This is a genomic window from Planktothricoides sp. SR001 (assembly GCF_001276715.1).
In the GTDB taxonomy this organism is placed as follows: Bacteria; Cyanobacteriota; Cyanobacteriia; order Cyanobacteriales; family Laspinemataceae; genus Planktothricoides; species Planktothricoides raciborskii.
This window is the reverse complement of the sequence record NZ_LIUQ01000027.1, coordinates 18,833-38,907: the sequence shown is the minus strand read 5'-3', so window position 1 is coordinate 38,907 and position 20,075 is coordinate 18,833. Positions and strand designations below refer to the sequence as shown.

Annotated in this window: 18 protein-coding genes; 12 read left to right on the top strand and 6 right to left on the bottom strand. The window is 42.9% G+C overall.

Going from position 1 to position 20,075, the window contains the following annotated elements:
• Positions 1–31 precede the first annotated feature (31 nt).
• From AM228_RS16380 to blaOXA, 3 genes are all read right to left on the bottom strand, one after another.
• Positions 32–718, bottom strand: coding sequence for a histidine phosphatase family protein (locus tag AM228_RS16380; RefSeq protein WP_054467177.1), 687 nt, complete (start codon positions 716–718; stop codon positions 32–34).
• A gap of 571 nt (positions 719–1,289) precedes the next feature.
• Complete coding sequence (locus tag AM228_RS16375) at positions 1,290–2,333, bottom strand: endonuclease NucS domain-containing protein (RefSeq protein WP_054467176.1); 1,044 nt, start codon at positions 2,331–2,333, stop codon at positions 1,290–1,292.
• A gap of 214 nt (positions 2,334–2,547) precedes the next feature.
• The gene (gene blaOXA / locus AM228_RS16370) at positions 2,548–3,426 is read right to left on the bottom strand and encodes a class D beta-lactamase (RefSeq protein WP_054467174.1); all 879 of its coding nucleotides are present in this window, start codon (positions 3,424–3,426) and stop codon (positions 2,548–2,550) included.
• A gap of 223 nt (positions 3,427–3,649) precedes the next feature.
• On the opposite strand from blaOXA, the gene AM228_RS36840 reads away from it, so the two are divergent.
• From AM228_RS36840 to AM228_RS16315, 10 genes are all read left to right on the top strand, one after another.
• Positions 3,650–5,002, top strand: a complete 1,353-nt coding sequence (locus tag AM228_RS36840) for a TIGR04283 family arsenosugar biosynthesis glycosyltransferase (protein WP_072160799.1) — start codon at positions 3,650–3,652, stop codon at positions 5,000–5,002.
• Between the two features lie 190 nt (positions 5,003–5,192).
• Positions 5,193–6,011 carry an HpsJ family protein gene (locus AM228_RS16360; RefSeq protein WP_054467172.1) on the top strand — a complete coding sequence of 273 codons (819 nt, stop codon included), beginning with the start codon at positions 5,193–5,195 and terminating at the stop codon, positions 6,009–6,011.
• Between the two features lie 193 nt (positions 6,012–6,204).
• On the top strand, positions 6,205–7,101 hold the full coding sequence (locus AM228_RS16355; protein ID WP_082348915.1) for a glycosyltransferase family 2 protein: 897 nt from the start codon (positions 6,205–6,207) through the stop codon (positions 7,099–7,101).
• 551 nt (positions 7,102–7,652) lie between these two features.
• Complete coding sequence (locus AM228_RS16350; RefSeq protein ID WP_054467170.1) at positions 7,653–8,381, top strand: DUF502 domain-containing protein; 729 nt, start codon at positions 7,653–7,655, stop codon at positions 8,379–8,381.
• A 358-nt stretch (positions 8,382–8,739) separates the two neighbouring features.
• The gene (gene nusB / locus AM228_RS16345; RefSeq protein ID WP_054467168.1) at positions 8,740–9,354 is read left to right on the top strand and encodes a transcription antitermination factor NusB; all 615 of its coding nucleotides are present in this window, start codon (positions 8,740–8,742) and stop codon (positions 9,352–9,354) included.
• Between the two features lie 220 nt (positions 9,355–9,574).
• A complete protein-coding gene (gene ftsY / locus AM228_RS16340) occupies positions 9,575–11,341 on the top strand; it encodes a signal recognition particle-docking protein FtsY (protein ID WP_054467167.1) in 1,767 nt (588 codons plus the stop codon).
• A 282-nt stretch (positions 11,342–11,623) separates the two neighbouring features.
• Positions 11,624–13,117 (top strand): GAF domain-containing SpoIIE family protein phosphatase, encoded by a 1,494-nt coding sequence (locus tag AM228_RS16330; protein WP_054467165.1) that lies wholly within the window; start codon positions 11,624–11,626, stop codon positions 13,115–13,117.
• Positions 13,118–13,304: 187 nt separating this feature from the next.
• Positions 13,305–13,556, top strand: a complete 252-nt coding sequence (locus AM228_RS16325) for a hypothetical protein (RefSeq protein WP_054467164.1) — start codon at positions 13,305–13,307, stop codon at positions 13,554–13,556.
• 61 nt (positions 13,557–13,617) lie between these two features.
• Positions 13,618–15,039 (top strand): argininosuccinate lyase, encoded by a 1,422-nt coding sequence (argH, locus tag AM228_RS16320; RefSeq protein ID WP_054467162.1) that lies wholly within the window; start codon positions 13,618–13,620, stop codon positions 15,037–15,039.
• A gap of 145 nt (positions 15,040–15,184) precedes the next feature.
• Positions 15,185–16,099, top strand: coding sequence for an Rpn family recombination-promoting nuclease/putative transposase (locus tag AM228_RS16315; protein ID WP_054467161.1), 915 nt, complete (start codon positions 15,185–15,187; stop codon positions 16,097–16,099).
• 108 nt (positions 16,100–16,207) lie between these two features.
• On the opposite strand, the gene AM228_RS16310 is transcribed toward AM228_RS16315, so the two are convergent.
• Positions 16,208–17,191: an aldo/keto reductase gene (locus AM228_RS16310; RefSeq protein ID WP_054467158.1), complete on the bottom strand. Its 984-nt coding sequence runs from the start codon at positions 17,189–17,191 to the stop codon at positions 16,208–16,210.
• A gap of 28 nt (positions 17,192–17,219) precedes the next feature.
• The gene (locus AM228_RS16305) at positions 17,220–17,960 is read right to left on the bottom strand and encodes a hypothetical protein (RefSeq protein ID WP_054467156.1); all 741 of its coding nucleotides are present in this window, start codon (positions 17,958–17,960) and stop codon (positions 17,220–17,222) included.
• Between the two features lie 340 nt (positions 17,961–18,300).
• Between AM228_RS16305 and AM228_RS16300 the strand changes: the two genes are divergently transcribed.
• Positions 18,301–18,744 (top strand): YbjN domain-containing protein, encoded by a 444-nt coding sequence (locus AM228_RS16300; RefSeq protein WP_054467153.1) that lies wholly within the window; start codon positions 18,301–18,303, stop codon positions 18,742–18,744.
• 4 nt (positions 18,745–18,748) lie between these two features.
• Here AM228_RS16300 and AM228_RS16295 read toward each other — a convergent pair whose 3' ends face one another.
• Positions 18,749–19,444, bottom strand: a complete 696-nt coding sequence (locus AM228_RS16295; protein WP_054467152.1) for an HAS-barrel domain-containing protein — start codon at positions 19,442–19,444, stop codon at positions 18,749–18,751.
• 30 nt (positions 19,445–19,474) lie between these two features.
• Here AM228_RS16295 and AM228_RS34315 point away from each other — a divergent pair, with 30 nt between their 5' ends.
• Complete coding sequence (locus tag AM228_RS34315) at positions 19,475–19,636, top strand: hypothetical protein (RefSeq protein WP_197285320.1); 162 nt, start codon at positions 19,475–19,477, stop codon at positions 19,634–19,636.
• The last annotated feature ends 439 nt before the right edge of the window (positions 19,637–20,075 follow it).

The following is a 20,075-nucleotide window of genomic DNA, read 5'->3' as shown; positions in this document are numbered from 1 at the left end:
ATTGGCGTCGAGACGTAGCAACACTTCACAATTATTTGATAGACCAAGCAGTAGTTCTGCTTGATATTGGTTCATCCAGATGGGACGTATCCCCGTTCAGTGCGATTCGCCAATGCGATCCGCTTTGCGGAATCGCCCATTGGTCATTCTCGCGAACCAACTTCACCAAACAACACAAAGGCGTCCGAATATCAAAATCCGTCACCCCTGGAATAAAGCCCATTGTGCTGCCCAACACCGTCGCCCCATGTCCCACCAGCAGGATATCCTCAGAAAAAGTAGCCGCCAAATAACTGGCAGTTTTCGCCGCCCGATTTAAACAAACTGATTCTGGGGCTTCGGGATATTGGGGCACCAAATAAGATTGGTAATTTAAGTCAATGCGAGGATATTTTTTAACCAACTCTGCCAAAGGTGCGGTTTCTGGCTTAGTAGACATCCACTCAGGATTTAGCCATTCACAGATTCCCCATTCTAGTTTCAAGGGTAAATCTAAAGCTTCGGCGACGGCATAAGCAGTTTGCACCGTTCGCAAAAAAGGAGAGGCAAAAATATGCCGGATATTTTCCCCTTTTAACCGTTGCGCCAGTTGTTTGGCTTGGACAAATCCATCCTTAGACAAGGGCGGATCGTAGCGGCGATCGGCGGTATCAAACCATTCCGGGCGAACAAAATCTAAGCGGTTTCCGTGTCGGGCGATCCAAATAGTTTGGGACATAATTGATTTCAAAAAATTCCACTAATTCCACCAAGATTATTTTTTACCACAAATACACAAAGATCGCTTTTAATCTCTTCGTTCTCTCTGTCTGAAGTCGTTCAGGTTTACCACAAAGACACAAAGGACACAAAGGGGAAATATCTTCGTGTTCTTTGTGTCTTAAGTGGTAAATATGAACCACAAAGACACAGAGGACACAAAGGGGAAATATCTTCGTGTTCTTTGTGTCTTAAGTGGTAAATATGAACCACAAAGACACAGAGGACACAAAGGGGAAATATCTTCGTGTTCTTTGTGTCTTTGTGGTAATAATATTTTCTGCTTCCAGGTTGAACCAGGGAAACAAATCACTCTTGTCTTGTCTCTTGGGTGCGATCGCGAAGCGGCGCGGATGCGTTATCGCTCCACTCATGCCTATAAAATAAAATTACTGAAAATCTCAACAATCTCTTTGAATTTCACAAAGCCGAAATAACTATAATCTTTCTAACCATTTATTCAAAGATAAATCCACTAAATAATTTAATGGTTTACATGGATTTTTCAAACTTAATTTTTCTCGTCGCAATTATTCTAAAAATTGTTGTAACTTGTCTCGCAATTTAAGATCCTCCCAACTAATTGGCTGTTCTTCTTCTATCTGCTTTTGTATTCTCTTAAATTCTTTTAAATAATATCGGTTCCATTTTCGTGCATTTCTCCAATAAACTGATGACTGATAATCTTCAGGATTAAATTTTTCAATTAAATTTGCTATAACTTTTTTCTGTGATGTGATTTGAGCCCCAATTCCACTTGATACATATCCTTCGATTAAAGCGTGACCCTGCCAATCAGTCCAAATTCTTGCCCGTCCAACTCTCTGACTTTTGCCTCCTTTGTAAGGCAGCCATAAAAATAAAATTATATTAGATTGACTATCGGTACATAATTCAGCACAGATTTTACTGCTTTTTCCCTGATTATTACCATATTTGATAATTCCATTACTAGAGAATTCCTGCATTCTCCTATCAAAGGTTAGTAACTGTTCACGGATTCTGAGAATTTCATACTTGGTCTGGTCATTACATTGAGTCAGCATTGTCTGAAGTCTTCTAGGTGGACTAGCAATTACCCCAGGTTCTTGCGTCTGAATTTGACTGATTTGTAATATCGATTGTTCTTCTGTATCTATATCAATGATCTGAAAATAGAATTTTTCATCTTCTGAAATCACGGAAAACTTCAGGAATTGAAAAGCCAAAGTATGATATTTTCGGTCAATCAAGTTGTCCCGGTGGAAACTGGGCGCGATCGCCACCAAGCGGACGGGCTGACTATAGTCAACTTGGTCGCTAAATGCTTGTTGTTCCCGCAACCCATCATAATAACGAGTTAGCTGTTGCACCACATAGCGATCCTCAGTATTTTTCAACTCCAAAATCAATAAATTTTTATTATCCCCAACGGCGACAATATCGCAAAATTGCTCATTCACATAATGTTGCCTTTTCAAAGGGTGTAGCCCGAATAAAGCCGGTAAATTTTCCTCCAGAAAATCCTCTAAAGCCGCTTCACTTTCAAACTCCCAACCGCTGCCGGTTTGTCTTAAGTTCACAAAATTAACCATTGATGTTTACCCCGATATAACTCGATCCACAATTTAAGCCTGATTATTTGATAACTAATTTTATCATATTTAAGCGATTTTTTCTGTAACCACAAAGACACAGAGGACACAAAGGGGAAATCTATTCGCGTTCTTTGTGCTCTTTGTGTCTTTGTGGTTAAAATCTTTTCTCTGCTTATCAAGGCAATAGATAATCTTTCAGGAAAGCCGGGAATCAAAGCACTCCCATATCCTGTAAACAGCGACGAGTCAACTGGATTCGAGCCGCTCCATCTTTCTCATCGCGAATATCAATATTAGTGGCAAAAAAGTAAACATTATCTCCGGTTTCCACATAACCAACATACCAGCCAATATTGGCGATCGCATCCTTGCCAAAACCGAACCACCCTGTCTTTGATCTGATAGTGTATTCTGGCGTTTTTTCATTAATCATAATATCTTTAACAATCGCCAGTGACTTTTCAGAAAAAGGTAATTTATTATCATATAGACGACGGAGAAATTGAATTTGCTCTTCAGGACTAATGCGTAATTCTCCATCCAACCAAAACTTATCAATATCCTCTCGATCGCCAATTTTTTGATTACCATAAGCGGCTTTACTCACCCATTCTTGCATTCGTGCGTATCCCACTCGACGGGCGAGAACTTGATAAAACCAAACCGCAGAAAGTTTAAATGCCTCTTTCATATTTAAGTCTCGATTCCATTGGGGAATTTCTCGTTCAATTCCATCCCAAGTCAAAACGGCAATCTCATCGGCGATAGCCCCAGTTTCTAAAGCAATCAAAGAATTGAGAATCTTAAAAGTTGATGCCGGGGGAAAAGCTGTCATATTTCGTTGGGGGTTATGTTCAAAAAACCGCTCATTTTTCAAATCATAAATTATGATAGAACCTTCAACAGCCATTTCCCGGAAATGTCTGCCAAAATCAAGACGATCGTCCCCCTCTACCAAAAGCTGATTATCAATTACTGATTTCGGCATGGTTGATGCCGCTTTTGATGGCTCTGGTATTTTTTGCACCTGGATAAATGCTACAATAGTCCATGAAAATAGCCAAATAGTCAATCGCCAGAATCGCGTCATAATTTTTTCGTGGATAAAAAAGGTTATTCCTAGAAATGAGCCCGGATAGGGTTAAATAAAATTTTGAGATAACTAATTTTATCATATTTAAGCGATTTTTTCTTTAACCACAGAGACACAGAGGACAAAAAGGATAAATATAAAGGATAAATATCTTCGTGTTCTTTGTGTCTTTGTGGTAATAATAAATATTATTCATATCATACTAAAACACCCAAGTAAATTGACTGACAAACTGATTATTTTTACCCGATATCCTGAAGCGGGAAAAACCAAAACTCGCTTAATTCCTGCCCTCGGCCCAGAGGGTGCGGCTGATTTGCAGCGGCTTATGACTGAATATACTCTGCAAGAAGCCAAAAATTTATCGGATTTTTCCCTAGAAAATCTGGTTATAGAAATTCGCTTTGCCGGGGGAAATGAAGCGAAAATGCAAGCATGGCTGGGAGGAGAATATAAAATAACTTATCACCCGCAATCTGAAGGTGATTTAGGGGCTAGAATGTTGGCGGCATTTACTGACGCATTTAATATCGGCATGGAACGAGTTATTATTATTGGGATTGATTGTCCTGACCTCGATGCTGCCAGATTAAAACAAGCCTTTGACCAGCTACAATCCCATGATTTAATCCTCGGTCAAGCCGCTGATGGCGGATATTATTTAATCGGTTTGCGGCGGTTAATTCCAGAGTTATTCACTGGCATTGATTGGGGCAGCGATCGCGTATTATCCCAAACACTGACCATTGCCAAAAAATTAGGCTTTCCTTGGCAACTTTTGCCGGAATTAGCTGACATCGATCGCCCAGAAGATTTACATATCTTAATCAACCACCCCCAGATCGTCTATTCCCGACCCAAAATATCGATTATTATCCCTGTCGTAAATGAAGCTGCCATAATCGAAACCACCCTACAACAAATTCAGGCCAATATTTCCCCGGAAAACCAACATAGCAATAGCCTAGAAATCATTGTGGTGGACGGTGGCAGTCAAGATAAAACCGGGGAAATTGCCCAATCTTTAGGGGTTGAAGTCATTTCCACTGCCCCCGGTCGGGCTAATCAAATGAACGCAGGAGCCAAACGAGCGATCGGCGAAATCTTATTATTTTTGCACGCAGACACCCAATTACCGCAGAGATTCGATCGGATCGTGTTAGAACAGTTAGAAGATCCGGAAGTCATTGCCGGAGCCTTTGAACTTTGCATTGATAGTCAGGGATGGGGTCTACGGGCGATCGAAACTGGGGTAAAGTGGCGATCGCGCTGGTTTTCCCTGCCCTATGGCGACCAGGGAATATTCTTACGATCCGAAGTGTTTCGTCAACTTGGTGGCTTTGCTCAACTTCCCATTATGGAAGACTTTGAACTAATCCGCCGATTAAAAAAACTGGGAAAAATTGCGATCGCCCCTGTAGCGGTACGCACCTCCGCCCGACGCTGGCAGAAACTGGGACTCCTGAAAAGCACAGTCATTAATCAGCTAATGATTATTGGTTATTATCTCGGAGTTTCCCCCGATCGCCTGGTTCAGTGGTATCGAGGAAATAGGGAAATCAGCAAAAAATAACCATTTTGCCACAACAGACAACCGTAAATTCACTGAATCAACAGGGATGCTACTAAAGATGCTTGTAAAATTGGAACTGGAAAAAATTTCCCGTTGGCTTTTCAAAACCAAAGCTATCGGACTGACAACCTGAGACAAACACCCTGAGACAAGCACTTACAAAACTTACCCCTAAAATTACTGAAAACTTATGAATCCATCTTCTGCCGTTGCATCCCTGACCATGAAAGTGGTGGGATTACTTTTAATCGTTTCTTCTGTATTAGACTATTTAATTTTGGCCTTTCCGCCGGAACTCCTAAATAGACAGTGGCAACTAGGCTACACCACTCAATTAGTAGACCGAGGAGTGATTCCACTCATGGGCGTTGCCTTAGTTTTGCTGGGGTTTTGGATTGAAAGTAATGCCGGAACCTCCAAAATTTCTCGTCCGGCGTTACTAGACTTAAGATTTTGGGCATTAATTTTTTCTACGGTGTTTGGCTTAATTTTTCTGCTGCTATTTCCCCTGCACCTCAATAATGTCCGTATGGAGCGATCTGCCGCCCTGCAAAGCATTCGCGAAGAAGCCGCCCAACAAGAAGCGGTCTTAGCCCAGCGAATTGGCAGTACCCAGGGTCAACAACAGATTTCTGAAATCCAAAACCGATTTAAAACTGAACTGCAAAAACTGATTTCCGACCCGCAATTGTTGCAACAAAGACTAGAAAGCGAAGAAGTCACCGAACAGGAAAAACAATTACTTAAAACCTTTCAAGAGAATCCCTCCAATGTGGATCAATTCGTCAATCAAAACTTCAGCGCCCAAGCCATTCAAAATCAACAGTTACAAGAGATTCGTCAGCGACAGGATGAACGGGAAGCACAAGCCAAAATCAGATCCGTAAAATCAGGACTGCAAACTGGGATCAGTAGTTTACTGCTGGCAGCCGCCTATAGTGCAGTTGGCTGGACAGGGTTAAAAAATCTGGGCTTTATCGGCGGTCGTGCTGGTGGTAGACCTAGATAATATTGATTATTTGTTATTGGTTATTGGTTATTGGTTGTTAGTTATTGGTTGTTAGTTATTGGCTGTTAGTTATTGGTTGTTGGTTATGGGTTATTGGCCAGCAATTCATGAATAACCAATAACCCATAACCAATAACCAATAACCATCATCTTCATTCCCCCTAATTTCTGTAAAGAAAACGGCAATGCACTCATGTTCTCTATCTATATCCTCACCCACAACGAAGAAATTGATATTGCGGCTTGTATTGAGTCAGCGATGCTCTCCGATGACATTATTCTGGTGGATTCCCTCAGTAGCGATCGCACCATAGAAATTGCCCAACAGTATCCAGTCCGCATCGTCCAACACCCCTTTGAAAGTCATGGCAGGCAACGCACTTGGATGTTGCGGGAACTGGAAACCAAACATGAGTGGGTCTATATCCTAGAAGCCGATGAACGGATGACCCCAGAACTTTTCCAAGAATGCCTGCAAGCCATTAAAAGTAAAGAATATATTGGTTACTATGTCGCCGAGCGAGTCATCTTTATGAATCAATGGATTCGCCGTAGCACCCAGTATCCTCGCTATCAAATGCGCCTATTCCGCAAAGATAAAGTCTGGTTTACGGACTATGGCCATACCGAACGAGAAGTCTGTGATGGGCGAACAGGTTTTCTCAAAGAAACCTATCCCCATTACACCTGTAGCAAAGGATTAAATCGCTGGATTGAAAAACACAACCGCTATTCTAGCGATGAAGCCGCCGAAACCATGCGGCAACTCAAATCTGGTTCTGTCTCTTGGCAAAATTTATTTTTTGGTAAATCAGAAGTCGAAAAACGCCGTGCCCTCAAGGACTTATCCCTGCGCTTGCCCTTTCGACCCTTGGTGCGGTTTTTTTATATGTATTTTTTACTCGGAGGTTGCTTAGATGGTCGCCCAGGTTTTGCCTGGTGTACCTTACAAGCGTTTTATGAGTATCTGATTTTGCTAAAAGTTTGGGAACTGCAAAATATGCCTATTGCGCGATCGAACATCGCGGTCAACGATTCTAATGGCAAGACCGCCAAAGGGACAGATCCGGTGCGTTCTTCGAGCAGTTAGACTAAATTTTCTTTAATCGTTGTTTAATCGTTGTTTAATCGTTTAATCATTGTTTAATCTGGGAGTCGAAGAGTGATATTGACTCATATGGTTCAGCCAGGGATAGCCATAGACAAAAATCCTCCCTGCCATATCTCCCATAAATCCCTCAAAGCCGATCGCCTTTTGGCCAAAGTGTGAAATAATTCTTTACAATCTCTCATAAAAGAGCAGATTTTGCTGAACCGGACTAATTGACATCGGCGGATTCTCCTGTAAGATGCCAAAAACCAGGCGGACAAAATCTCACAAACTGCTTTTGTTGCGGTGTTTCTGCCGTACCCGAAAATGTTTCGGATCTTTCGGACGCTTTTATTATGGCTCAATAAAAGAGTCTATCCCCTAACTGGCGCCAGCACAATTACATTGCAGCCATTTCGAGATCAACGGCATTGCTAACTAGCTATAATCAGATTTAATCATCGATAAAATTGGCCGTTGACCCATTCAATTTAACACAAATGACAATCAGCCTAATCGACTTATTGTAGTAGAAGGAGTAGGGTCTAGCTGTGTTGCAACGCCTCAAACAAGACTTTAAAAATGACTTGATCGCCGGTTTGTTGGTCGTAATTCCTTTGGCGACCACCATTTGGCTAAGTTTCAATATGGCCACTTGGGTCATTGATATGCTGACCCGAATTCCCAAAAGATTAAATCCTTTTGATGGTTTGGATCCAATCTTAGTCAATCTTCTCAATGTTTTTGTCGGACTAACAGTTCCTTTGTTCGGCATCTTGCTCATTGGTTTAATGGCGCGGAATATTGTCGGTCGATGGCTGCTTGACCTAGGAGAAGGGATTCTTCAGGCCATTCCTTTTGCCGGTTCCGTGTACAAAACCCTTAAACAATTACTGGAAACTTTACTTCAGGATTCCAAGGATAAGTTTCGCCGTGTGGTTTTGGTGGAGTATCCCCGGAAAGGCGTCTGGGCACTCGGATTTGTCACCGGAACGATGAGTCCAGATTTTCAAGCCCAGTTTTCCGGCCCAATGCTCAATGTGTTTATCCCGACGACCCCCAATCCGACCAGTGGTTGGTATGCCATTGTGAAAGAAGAAGAAGTGCTGCCCATACCTATCTCTGTGGAAGAAGCATTTAAACTGATCATTTCCGGGGGGATTGTTTCTCCGAGTACACCCAACTTAGCGATCGCAGAATCGGCTAAAAAAATTAAATTGGAATCTTTGATGCCCACCTCTAATATTTCTCAAATTCAAACAGAAGAGGAATATACTTAACTTTTTTGTCAATTCAGCCAATCTTCTGGCCTTAAATATTTGATATTTCAGGTTCTATCCATTGGCTGCCTAATTTCTGTCGTCCTTTTGTCTAATCTGTTCTCATTTGGCCGAATCTGGCCGAATCTCGCCGAATCTGGCCAAATCTGGCCGAATCTGGCCTCAATTCTGATTCGTTCTAAATTGTCAAGGATCTTTTGATGATGACTTGACAAACCTGTCAATTCATTACAGATTTTATAGGATATGCTTTTGGTTTGGCAGGGTCGTTAAGATATCGGATTGTTCCCCCTGCCAATCTGTCAATTTATTGACTTAGATCCCTTTTCATTTATTTTATTTATACATTACTGAAACCATGCAACCTCGCCGAATCGCCCGTGAACTAGCTTTGCTCAGTCTCAGTCAGATCCCCAACAACCAAAAAAAATTGGCCATGGCACAACTGCAAGATATTTTAGTGGCAGCAGTGAGAACTTTGGCAACCGAAGCCCACGAGATTTTGGAAACGGCAGCCTCAGAAATTAAACGAGGCAGCGATCGCCTAATTAATAGTGAAATAGAGGCCACCACTCTGAAAAGTTCCCGGGCAATGGTTTATCAGGCGATCGAACATACTCAAACAGCGATTAATCGCTTAAGTTTTGCCATAGAAATTCCTGAGTTAGTCCAACTTTCTAATCAAAAGGAAGTCAGAAATTACGCTTTAGAGATTCTCAGCAAAGTCAATGAGCATCAAGGAGAGATTGATGAAAAACTTAATCAATCAATGGTTGATTGGCAATTAAGTCGGCTCCCCCGCATCGATCAAGATATTTTAAGAATGGCCTTAGCAGAAATGGCTTATCTTGGTACTCCTGAAAAAGTAGCTATTAATGAAGCAATTGAAATTGCCAAGCGCTATAGCGATGAGGATTCTCATAGATTTATTAATGGCGTGTTGCGGCGCGTTAGTAATGAGATAAAAAGCTAAAGTACGAGAAAAAAGTCCGGCAATTCGGTGAGATATATTTGGGGGAATAGGAGAAAATTTTTTGGGTCTGTAATATCCCTAACCAAAAAGACCAGGAATGGTTTATTTAATTTTTATTGAATGGGTTGATATAACGCAGGGAAATTATAGGAATGAATCAAACAAAATAAGCCTCATAATTGATGTCTCAAATTCTTAATAGCCTATTAGGATAATTGAAATGGTATTTAATTGGTTTCGCCGTCAGTTTGATGACAAAAAACAGCCTGAAGAAAAACCAAAACAAGAAGCCCCGGATCCCGCAGATTCTGCCCCGGAACCAACGACTGATTCATCAGAAGATTCTGAGGATGAGTACCTGAAGTGGGCGAAAGCGGCTTATCAAAATCTTCAAAAGCAACAACAACCCACCCAGGCAACGGTTTCTGAATCAACAAAAGAAAGCGGTACTCTTCCCCAGGAACCACCGGATGAATCCCCCGTGGTAGAGTCTGCGGCATCAGCGATCGATCTGGTTGAACCGGAAGCGACCCCAGAGGCGGAAGTTTCATCAACATCAGAAACAATCGAAATAGAAACAATCGAAACTGTTGAACCCGAAGCCACCGCATCCCCGATCGCGGCTCCAATAACTGTCCCGGAAGTTCCGCCACCAGCAGAAACCGCCGAAACCGCAGAAATCACAGCCCCAGTCAGTGAAGCAACTAAAGCCACTGAAGCAACTGTCACTGAAGTTCCGGCAACATTAGAACCCGAAGGAACGGAAACAGCGGCAACAACCGAAGCAGGGGAAACAGGAGCGGAAACGGCAGCGGAAACGGAAACGGCGCCGGAGGCTCCCCAACCCATATTGAACTGGGCTAAGGCAGAAGCGGAACGCCAAGAACGCTTGAAACAGTTGGCGGAAACGGCGATGGAAACGCCGGTTGAGGAAGACTACACCAAGCCAGCGGTTAAGACCCCAGCAGTTCCAGGGATGGAATTTGATGAGGAATTTTTATGGTCAGCGGAAGTCTTGGCCCGTCAGGGACGGCGCCCGGATGAAGTTTCCATTGAGGAAATTAACTGGCTGCAAAAGCTGAGACAGGGGTTAGATAAGACTCGTTTAGGCTTAATTAATCAACTGAAGTCGATTGTAGGTGCAGGCCCATTGAACCGGGAAGCGGTGACGGAAATTGAGGCCGCCCTGTTGCAAGCGGATGTGGGCATTGAGGCGACTGATTATATTATTCAGGCGCTGCAAAATAAGCTGCGAGAAGAAGCTTTACCCCCGAAAGAGGCGATCGCCTATTTGAAACAAATTCTCCGAGATATTCTGGATGCACCGAACCAAAATCGGGAAAACCGGATGCTGTTTCCAGAAAAAGACCGGCTGAATATTTGGTTAATTGCTGGGGTGAATGGGGCAGGCAAAACTACCACCATTGGCAAATTAGCTCACCTAGCCCAAAAATCTGGTTATAAAACCTTAATTGCCGCAGCGGATACTTTCCGGGCCGCAGCGGTGGAACAGGTGAAGGTGTGGGGTGAGCGCAGCGGTGTGGAAGTGATTGCCAACCCCGGTAAGAATACGGATCCGGCAGCGGTGGTCTTTGATGCGATCGCAGCGGCGCAATCCCGTGGTACGGAATTGCTGCTCGTAGATACCGCCGGACGGCTGCAAAATAAGAAAAATCTCATGGAGGAACTGAGCAAAATTCGGCGAATTATTGACAAAAAAGCCCCGGACACCATCGTCGAGGCGTTGATTGTCCTGGATGCTACCCTGGGACAAAATGGCTTGCGTCAAGCGGAAGTCTTCTCGGAAGCGATTAATTTGTCTGGAGTTATCTTGACAAAACTGGACGGAACTGCTAAAGGTGGCATAGCTCTGGCGGTATCCCAGCAAATGGGTCTGCCGATCCGCTTTATCGGTGCCGGTGAAGGAATTGACGATCTGCGACCATTTGCTAGTTATGAGTTCGTGGAAGCGATGCTCAATGGCTAGGGCGCGATCGCGATTGATTTTCAGAAATAAACCAGCCAAGATTTGACCGAGATGAAGATTACACAATATTCTCTGATATGCTCGGTATCAAATCCCATTGCCGGGAGGCAAAACTCCCGGCTATACTCAACCAGTTGAAGATAAAAAAATCTCCGATTTCCAGAAATATTGATAATCTGACTAATTTTTTGACAAGGAAAGCCCGGTTTTAGATAGATTTCAGGGATATTTATCCTAACAAAAATCAAGGGATTGTACATCAACTGACTCAAATGTGAATTAATGACTGCTGCGCCTCTTCCTCGACCGCCTTATGAACCCGAAGATCGTCCTAGTAATAGCAGCGATCGCGAAGAAATCTCGACGCTAATTAATGAAAATAGCGCCGCAATTATACCGCCGGTAATAATTGAAGCTGATACCACCCCTGGTGTCAGTCCCGTTTTGGCTTTAAAAGAATTGTTAGCCTGTTGGCATCGAGAACAAAATAAAATTCAAGATTTATTGGGGTCTTTGAGTTTTGCCCTACGCAGTTTTAACAATCTGAATCAGTTTTTAGAATTGATTCCTTTGGTGGCTAGTCGAGTCACCGATAGTGATGGAGCCGCGCTCGTTTTATTTAAGCCCAATGGCCAAATTAAATTGCTCCGAGAACATTGCCTCGATGGTCATGCTTGCCCAGATATTCGGGCAGCAATTGAGGCGATCGCCCATAAAATGACCCAAAACTTCCCCTTAACATCAGGCAACTCATCGCTCCTGGCTAAATTTGATTATCAAATCAAAAGTTACTTTGAACCACAAGTTCAACTGTTTGCCATTCCCATTCTGTTGAAAAATTCTGAACGGGGGCGACTTTATGTCTTTAGTAACGATCCAGAATATGCTTGGACTCCCACCAAACAAAAATTAATGCGACTGGTGGCGGATCAAACCGCCGTGGCCATTGAAAATGACGAACTAACCGCAGAATTGCGGAAAAAAGAACGCTTAGATCGGGAGTTAGAAATTGGCTCGGAAATTCAACGCCAATTATTCCCGCGTCATTGTCCGAAAATTCAAGGATTAGAACTGGCCGCCCGTTGTAAAACCGCTAACCGCGTTGGCGGGGATTATTACGATTTTATCCCCAGCAGTCACGACCAAATCAGCCCGAAGCAACATGGTGGCAACCCAGGGGGAGTCTGGAGTGTGGTGATTGGCGATGTGATGGGCAAAGGGGTTCCCGCTGGTTTGATTATGACCATGACCAGAGGAATGTTGCGGGCTGAAGTACACAATGGTCATTCCCCCGCGAAAATTTTGCAGCATTTGAATCGGGTGATGTACACCGATTTGGAAAATTCTAATCGCTTTGTCACCCTGTTTTATTCCGAGTACGATCCCCAAACGCGATTTTTATCTTATAGTAATGCTGCCCATAATCCCCCGTTGTTGTGGCAGGCTTCTACCCAAACAATTCAGCGTTTAGATACTTTGGGGATGTTGATTGGCTTAGATGTGGATAGCCAATATCAAGAGGATCGGATTCAGTTACATCCCGGCGATCGCGTCATTTATTATACCGATGGCTTTACGGATGCAGCGAATGCTCATGGCGATCGCTTTGATGAAGAAAACCTGATCGAAGCATTTCGCTGGGCTTGTTTGCATTGTCCCACTCCCCAAGCAACTCTCGATTATCTTTTTGATAAGGTGCAAAAATTTATTGGGGCAAGTCATTATAATAGTGATGATATGACTTTAATTGTGATGCAGGTTCAGGAGGCGAACTGAAAACTATCGGCAGTGCGAAAATTAGCCTCTTGCCACCGAGAAAAAATCCCTGGTTGACTCAAGACCGTTCGCGGTTAGGTTTTGACCGATTAATCCTGACCAATGAACCCAGGCGATCTTCAGGCGATCGCCGGTTTTTCCATTGAACTCAGAAATCCTAAATTTTTTCAGCAAAGGGGAGGAAACAATGACTCAAGTAATCCCGAAAATGGAATTAACCCCCGTTGCCTCAAATCATACAGAATTGCCGCAGGAACTGAGGCATAGTTTTTTACAACAATCCCAGCCCCAAATGATTATTGCTCAACAGGTCAATGACCCAGATATTATGGGTCAAATTGCCACTAACTGGAAGCACTTTGTCTCAACCGGCCAAGTTTGGGCATTATTGGTGGGGCTGGTTCTCGGTTTTGTCTTTAGAGGCATCATCGGCAGATAATCCGATAAAGGCTTTACCAAGCAGGAAAATTCGTCAATCAGAAAGGAATCTTGTATTGAAAATGACTGAAAAAAAGAACACTTGGAGTCAGCGATTTGAATCCGCATTACATCCAGCGATCGCCCGTTTTAATGCCAGTATTGGTTTTGATATCCAATTAATTGAATATGATATCACAGGCTCCCAGGCTCATGCCAAGATGCTGGTAAAAACTGGCATTATTTCCCCCGAAGAAGGGGAAAAACTCATAGCAGGTTTAGAACAGGTTCGTCGCGAATATCGAGAAGGTAAATTTACTCCCGGTGTTGACGCCGAAGATGTACATTTTGCGGTAGAAAAACGCCTAACTGAAATTACTGGCGATGTGGGTAAAAAGCTGCATACGGCGCGATCGCGCAATGACCAAGTAGGCACGGATACTAGGCTATATTTGCGCGATCAAATTACCCAAATTCGTCATCAACTCTTAGAATTTCAAAGCGTTTTACTAAAGTTAGCGGAACCAAATGTAGAAACTCTAATTCCCGGTTATACCCACTTACAACGGGCACAACCTTTAAGTTTAGCCCATCACTTATTGGCTTATTTTGAAATGGCCGCCCGGGACTGGGAACGGTTGGGAGATGTTTACAAAAGAGTGAATATTTCCCCCCTCGGTTCTGGGGCTTTGGCGGGCACAACTTTCCCCATTGACCGCCATTATACCGCTGAACAATTGGGATTTTCTGCCCCTTATGCTAATAGTTTAGATGGGGTGAGCGATCGCGATTTTGCCATAGAATTTTTGGCCGCTGCCAGCTTAATTATGGTACACCTCAGCCGATTATCCGAGGAAATTATTCTCTGGTCTTCCCAAGAATTTGGCTTTGTCACCCTCAAAGATAGTTGTGCCACGGGTTCCAGTATTATGCCCCAAAAGAAAAATCCTGATGTTCCCGAATTAGTGCGCGGGAAAACTGGGCGAGTATTTGGGCATTTACAAGCCTTATTAGTATTAATGAAAGGGCTACCTTTAGCCTACAATAAAGACTTGCAAGATGACAAAGAAGCGCTATTTGATAGCGTGAATACGGTCAAAGTTTGCCTGGAAGCAATGACAATTTTGTTGCAAGAAGGCATTGAATTTAAAACGGAAAGACTGGCCGCTGCGGTAGAAGAAGATTTTTCCAATGCCACCGATGTAGCGGATTATTTAGCCAGCAAAGGTGTCCCCTTCCGAGAAGCTTATAACTTAGTGGGTAAAGTGGTGAAAACTTCTTTTGCTGCGGGAAAATTACTCAAGGATTTAACCATTACTGAATGGCAAAGTATTCACCCAGCCTTTGAAGAAGATATCTATCATGCCATTACTCCTCGCCAAGTCGTAGCCGCCCGGAATAGCTACGGGGGCACGGGATTTGAGCAAGTGCGCCAAGCTTTAATTGCCGCCTGCGATCGCCTCAAATTAGCCCAAAGTTATGAACCAAATAACTCAGATTTTTAGGGATAATTTTCTCTTGAATTGGAATTAAAATCTCTGGAATGAGTTGATTGTTAATTATCTAATAATCACCTCATTCCATATTTTTTTAGATGTACATCAAAGAAGTAATGATAAAATAAGAAGTAATCAAGGAGCAACCTATCTAATGTACGACAACGTTTGCAAATTTCTGGCGGAAGAGTTTCCCACCGAAATCGCCACTTGGTTGCTTGGCGAACCAGTTCCCCTGGCAGAACTCAGTCCGAAAGAACTTTCTCTCGAACCGATTCGGACTGATTCCTTAATCTTGCGGCAGTCTACCTCCTTAGTGCTCCATGCGGAATTTCAAACGAAACCGGAATCAGATATTCCTTTTCGCATGGCCGACTATCGCTTGCGGGTATATCGCCGCTATCCAGGGAAAACCATGCAACAAGTGGTGATTTATCTGCGGGAAAGCGCTTCCCCATTGGTTTATCAAAATAGTTTTACCTTGGAAAAAACTCAGCACCAATTTGAGGTGATTCGTCTGTGGGAACAACCCACGGAGTTATTTTTACAGTCTCCGGGATTATTGCCTTTTGCGGTGTTAACCGCTGGGGAAAATAAAGCGGATGTGTTGCGAGAAGTCAGCGCCAAAATCGAGGCGATCGGCGAGGGGCGACAACAGTCAAATATAGCTGCGGCCAGTTCGATTCTGGCTGGTCTAGTATTAGAGAAAGATTTGATTCAACGAGTCTTGAGGCAAGAAATTATGCGCGAATCAGTCATTTATCAAGAAATTAAACTCGAAGGTAAACAAGAAGGCTTAGTAGAAGGACTCAAAGAAGGCATAAAGCAAGGACTTGAACAAGGACTTAAACGAGGACTGGAACGAGGACTCGAACAAGGACTCGAACAAGGACTCGAACAAGGACTCGAACAAGGACTCGAACAAGGACTCGAACAAGGACTCGAACAAGGACTCGAACAAGTCGCCCGTAACTTGTTAACCAGTGGCATGACCGTGGAACAAGTAGTGGGATATACCGGCTTATCCGTGGAGAAAGTACAACAGTTACAACAACTTCTTCAGCAGTAAATTGATTGGTGATTATTTATTGGTGATTGGTTATTAGTTATTCGTTGCTATGAAAATCCCACGCACCAACAACCACCAACCAATAAATAATCACCAATCACCAATCAATTACTTACTTTGAAAGATATTCTGTACCATTGGTTTCTCTACCTGGGCAGCAGCTTTATCTAATTCGGCTATTTCTCCATAGTCTAATTGCCACCCTAATGCCCCAATATTTTCTTGGGCTTGTCTGAGGTTTTTTGCCCCTGGAATGGGGATAGTCCCTTTACAAATGCACCAATTTAAAGCAACTTGGGACATGGTTTTATATCGGGATTTAGCGATCGCCTCTAAGCAACTTAACAACGGACGCATTCCCGGCAATAACTGCTTACAGACTAAACCCCGTAGACCTTTGGGAAATAGGCCAGTTTCCGAAAATTTGCCCGTTAACAAACCCAAAGCTAAAGGACTATAAGCAATCAATTGAATGCCCAACTCGTCGCAAACTTCTTTCAGTCCTAACTCGGTGACGGGATAAGTCGATAACAGGGAATATTGCACTTGTAAACTGGTAATGGCAATGCCGCGATCGCGAAATTTTTGATAAACCTGTTTCAAGCGTTTTGGGCCATAATTAGAGAGTCCCACACCTTTGACTTTCCCCTGTTCATATAAATCCATCAATCCATCTAACAAAGGCCATTCTTGCCAGGGTAAATAGTTGGCCGTAGACCAGTGCATCTGCACTAAATCAACCCCAGTCCCCAAGCGATTTGCCGAAGCATTACCCGCCGCAACCATTGATTTTCGGGTTAATCGCCAAGGATACGGGGCTAATTTGGTGGCCAAACAAATATTATCCTGATTATCACCGGCATATTCCTGAGCAAATTTTCCCAAGAGTTTCTCACTTTGGCCTTTTAATTTTCCAGTGCCATAAGAATCTCCCGTATCAAATAAAGTCACGCCGTTTTTAACACAAAAGTTAAAAACTTCCTGCAATTCTCCATCCATACTTGGCTCATAATTCCAGAGCAGGCGATTGCCCCATGCCCAAGTTCCACAACCCATTTTGGGTAACGATATTTTTTGGTTATTTGATGTCATTTTTATAGATGTTTCCACGGTTATTTGTTTAAATAATCAGCCAAATCGCTAATCCCCAAAATGGCAAAAATCTGAGCCAACGTTTCCCACTCCCAGGAGGTTCAATATTGCCAATAAGCATGGCTTGAAATATGCCAAAAAGAATTATATCTATACAAAAGGCAATGGTGAGGCGATCGATCATTAAAGAGTGAATAAAAAATTGGCAGCGTGCCGTCAAATCGCCAAACTCTGGCCGACCGAAACCAGTCCAAATCAGAGAAATCATCCCAATTATTAGACCCGTCCAGCCAAATATTCGCGCTAATAACCCTTTTTTCATCGGGGTTTCTGGGGTGGGTTTACTCATGGTCAATGCTGCCATATACGGGGCTAAAAAAGTATTAGTTAGAAACATAGCCAGACTCCAAATAATAATTTTTGGCATGACTTGACCGCGAGGATCTGCCAGCAAAAGCGGCAAAAACATAAATATCCAAGCTTCCGCAAAATTAAATAAGGCTTCCAAAGACGGATGCACCACTGGGGCTTCCATATAATGAATCCCCAAGGCATTTAAAAAAGGCAGAATAAAGAAAAAGTTAATGGATTCATTGACAATTTCTGTGAAGGTTTCTGGCTGAATGTCCCAAATCGGTTCACCGGGCAATAATTGTTGACTGGGAGACAACAATAAAAGATAAATATAGATGGCAGAAAAGATCCAGAGTGCGATTGCAAGAGAACGGTTAGCCGTTGCAGTTGGCTTTGGTTGGTTTGATTGTGTCATAGATTTATTGACTGAATGGGTGAATCAATCTATATTAATCGGAATCAATAGAAAATTCTGGCAAAATTATAAAAATCCTCCCTTGGAAAGGGGGGTTAGGGGTAGATCCAGTATGAAAGCAAGAATTGTCTAATGAGATAAATGGGATAAAACTGCGTTAATCAAATATTCAAGAATACACGCTTAATTTAAAAATAAATAATACTAAATAACAGATGCCATATAACAACATATTTACTTGATTTATTGAGAAATGCTACAAAATCCTTTCAATAGCCCCTATCCCCCGATAATGATAAAAAGCATCTATCAAGTCAATCCCACCGCAAGGAGAATTTATATGGAATTTCAAAACTCAATGCAAGAATCTTGTTATAACAAAGTCGCTGTATGGATGCGGGAATTATTCGGCAAGTTTCCCTGTGCTCGTCCAGATGTTCCGGGATTAGGACTATTTATGGGGTCAGCCTTAGTGGAAGTGCTGGTGTTTCCCTGGGGAGAGGATGATGCCATTATTAATACCCGTTCTTATGTCGTAACCGGGGCAGAACTCACCCCCGATCTGATGCTTTTTTTGCTCAAAGAAAATAGCCAAATGCTGTTTGGGGCGTTTGGGGTAGACGAACACGGAGATATTCTCTTTGAACATAGTATTGTGGGTTCTACCTGCGATCAAAAAGAACTAGAATCTTCCGTCAATGCCGTGCTCCAAGTCGCTGATGACTACGATGATATTATTGTGCAAAAGTGGGGCGGTGAACGCGCACTAGATCGAATTCAGTAAATGATTAAGGCTGAAGCTGACGTAAAATCAATCGAAGCCGATCGTAATCATCTTTAAGCAGCATACTTAGATTACGACCGGCTTTAACTAACCACTGGCGATCGCGCTGTCGTAGCTGGTAAACTTCCCGAATCACAGCGGCAACCAGGGCATCCACGGGAACTCCCATTAACTGAAGCAAAATCCGCAAAAAGTCCAACTCTTCCGTAAAGTGAATCACTTCCTGGGGTTCGCATTGGTAAACTGCTTGATGGATTTGTGGCGGACGGGGAGGAATATACTGATAGATGCGATTCGCATTCGCGATCCGCTCTGCGGAATCGCCTGCTGGTTTAGACCCATTCCCGCTTGCCCCTGGGGATGCAAACCCCACAATCACGGCGCGAAACTCCGTTTTCAGCATAGCAAAAATCTGGGGTTGTTGCTCCCGTAACCCTTGCAAAGACAACCCCAAAGCCCGAGCCCGATGAATTGAATCGATCGGACTCGTGGTGGCATAATAAACCACCGCATAAACTTGATTGCCGGACTCCTCATCAACGGCCCTCACCCAACTGCCAAACGGGGGCATCGCCGGAAAATTTAAATCATCCGGTTCCAAACATTGAGCCAAAAATTCTGTCGTGGAAGTTTCAATTACTTCCGCAATATGATTTGGGTGGCGATCTTCCGTGGCGAATTGAGGCAGAGGGAGGCGCATATTATTTGTTGCTTGTTGGGTAGGGATTCTTTGGTTGTTGGTTGGGGAACGGGGAAAAGTTATCAGGGAACGGGGAAAGTCGTAGGGGCGACGAGCGCATTCGCCCGTACAAGTGAAAAGTTAAAAGTGAAAAGTCGTAGGGGCGAATGGCCATTCGCCCCTACAAGTGAAAAGTTAAAAGTGAAAAGTTAAAAGTGAAAAGTTAAAAGAAGTATCACTATTCACTATTCACTATTCACTATTCACCACTGTTGCCTGTTCCCTATTCCCTGTTCATTATTTACTATTCATTATTTACTATTCATTATTTACTATTCATTATTTACTATTCATTATTTACTATTGATTATTTACTATTGATTATTTACTATTGATTATTTACTATTGATTATTTACTATTGATTATTTACTATTGATTATTTACTATTCATTATTTACTATTCATTATTTACTATTTTTTATTTACTATTCATTATTCACTATTCATTATTTACTATTTTTTATTCCCTGTTCCCTGTTCCCTATTCCCTGTTCCCTGTTCCCTGTTCCCTGTTCCCTGTTCCCTGTTCCCTGTTCCCTGTTCCCTGTTCCCTGTTCCCTGTTGCCTGTTGCCTGTTCCCTGTTCCCTGTT

What these genes read in the sequence shown, in the direction of transcription:
- AM228_RS16380 (WP_054467177.1), bottom strand. Translation starts at nt 718, where the DNA reads ATGTCCCAAACTATTTGGATCGCCCGACACGGAAACCGCTTAGATTTT.
- AM228_RS16375 (WP_054467176.1), bottom strand. Translation starts at nt 2,333, where the DNA reads ATGGTTAATTTTGTGAACTTAAGACAAACCGGCAGCGGTTGGGAGTTT.
- blaOXA (WP_054467174.1), bottom strand. Translation starts at nt 3,426, where the DNA reads ATGACGCGATTCTGGCGATTGACTATTTGGCTATTTTCATGGACTATT.
- AM228_RS16360 (WP_054467172.1), top strand. Translation starts at nt 5,193, where the DNA reads ATGAATCCATCTTCTGCCGTTGCATCCCTGACCATGAAAGTGGTGGGA.
- AM228_RS16355 (WP_082348915.1), top strand. Translation starts at nt 6,205, where the DNA reads ATGTTCTCTATCTATATCCTCACCCACAACGAAGAAATTGATATTGCG.
- nusB (WP_054467168.1), top strand. Translation starts at nt 8,740, where the DNA reads ATGCAACCTCGCCGAATCGCCCGTGAACTAGCTTTGCTCAGTCTCAGT.
- ftsY (WP_054467167.1), top strand. Translation starts at nt 9,575, where the DNA reads ATGGTATTTAATTGGTTTCGCCGTCAGTTTGATGACAAAAAACAGCCT.
- AM228_RS16330 (WP_054467165.1), top strand. Translation starts at nt 11,624, where the DNA reads ATGACTGCTGCGCCTCTTCCTCGACCGCCTTATGAACCCGAAGATCGT.
- AM228_RS16325 (WP_054467164.1), top strand. Translation starts at nt 13,305, where the DNA reads ATGACTCAAGTAATCCCGAAAATGGAATTAACCCCCGTTGCCTCAAAT.
- argH (WP_054467162.1), top strand. Translation starts at nt 13,618, where the DNA reads ATGACTGAAAAAAAGAACACTTGGAGTCAGCGATTTGAATCCGCATTA.
- AM228_RS16315 (WP_054467161.1), top strand. Translation starts at nt 15,185, where the DNA reads ATGTACGACAACGTTTGCAAATTTCTGGCGGAAGAGTTTCCCACCGAA.
- AM228_RS16310 (WP_054467158.1), bottom strand. Translation starts at nt 17,191, where the DNA reads ATGACATCAAATAACCAAAAAATATCGTTACCCAAAATGGGTTGTGGA.
- AM228_RS16305 (WP_054467156.1), bottom strand. Translation starts at nt 17,960, where the DNA reads ATGACACAATCAAACCAACCAAAGCCAACTGCAACGGCTAACCGTTCT.
- AM228_RS16300 (WP_054467153.1), top strand. Translation starts at nt 18,301, where the DNA reads ATGGAATTTCAAAACTCAATGCAAGAATCTTGTTATAACAAAGTCGCT.
- AM228_RS16295 (WP_054467152.1), bottom strand. Translation starts at nt 19,444, where the DNA reads ATGCGCCTCCCTCTGCCTCAATTCGCCACGGAAGATCGCCACCCAAAT.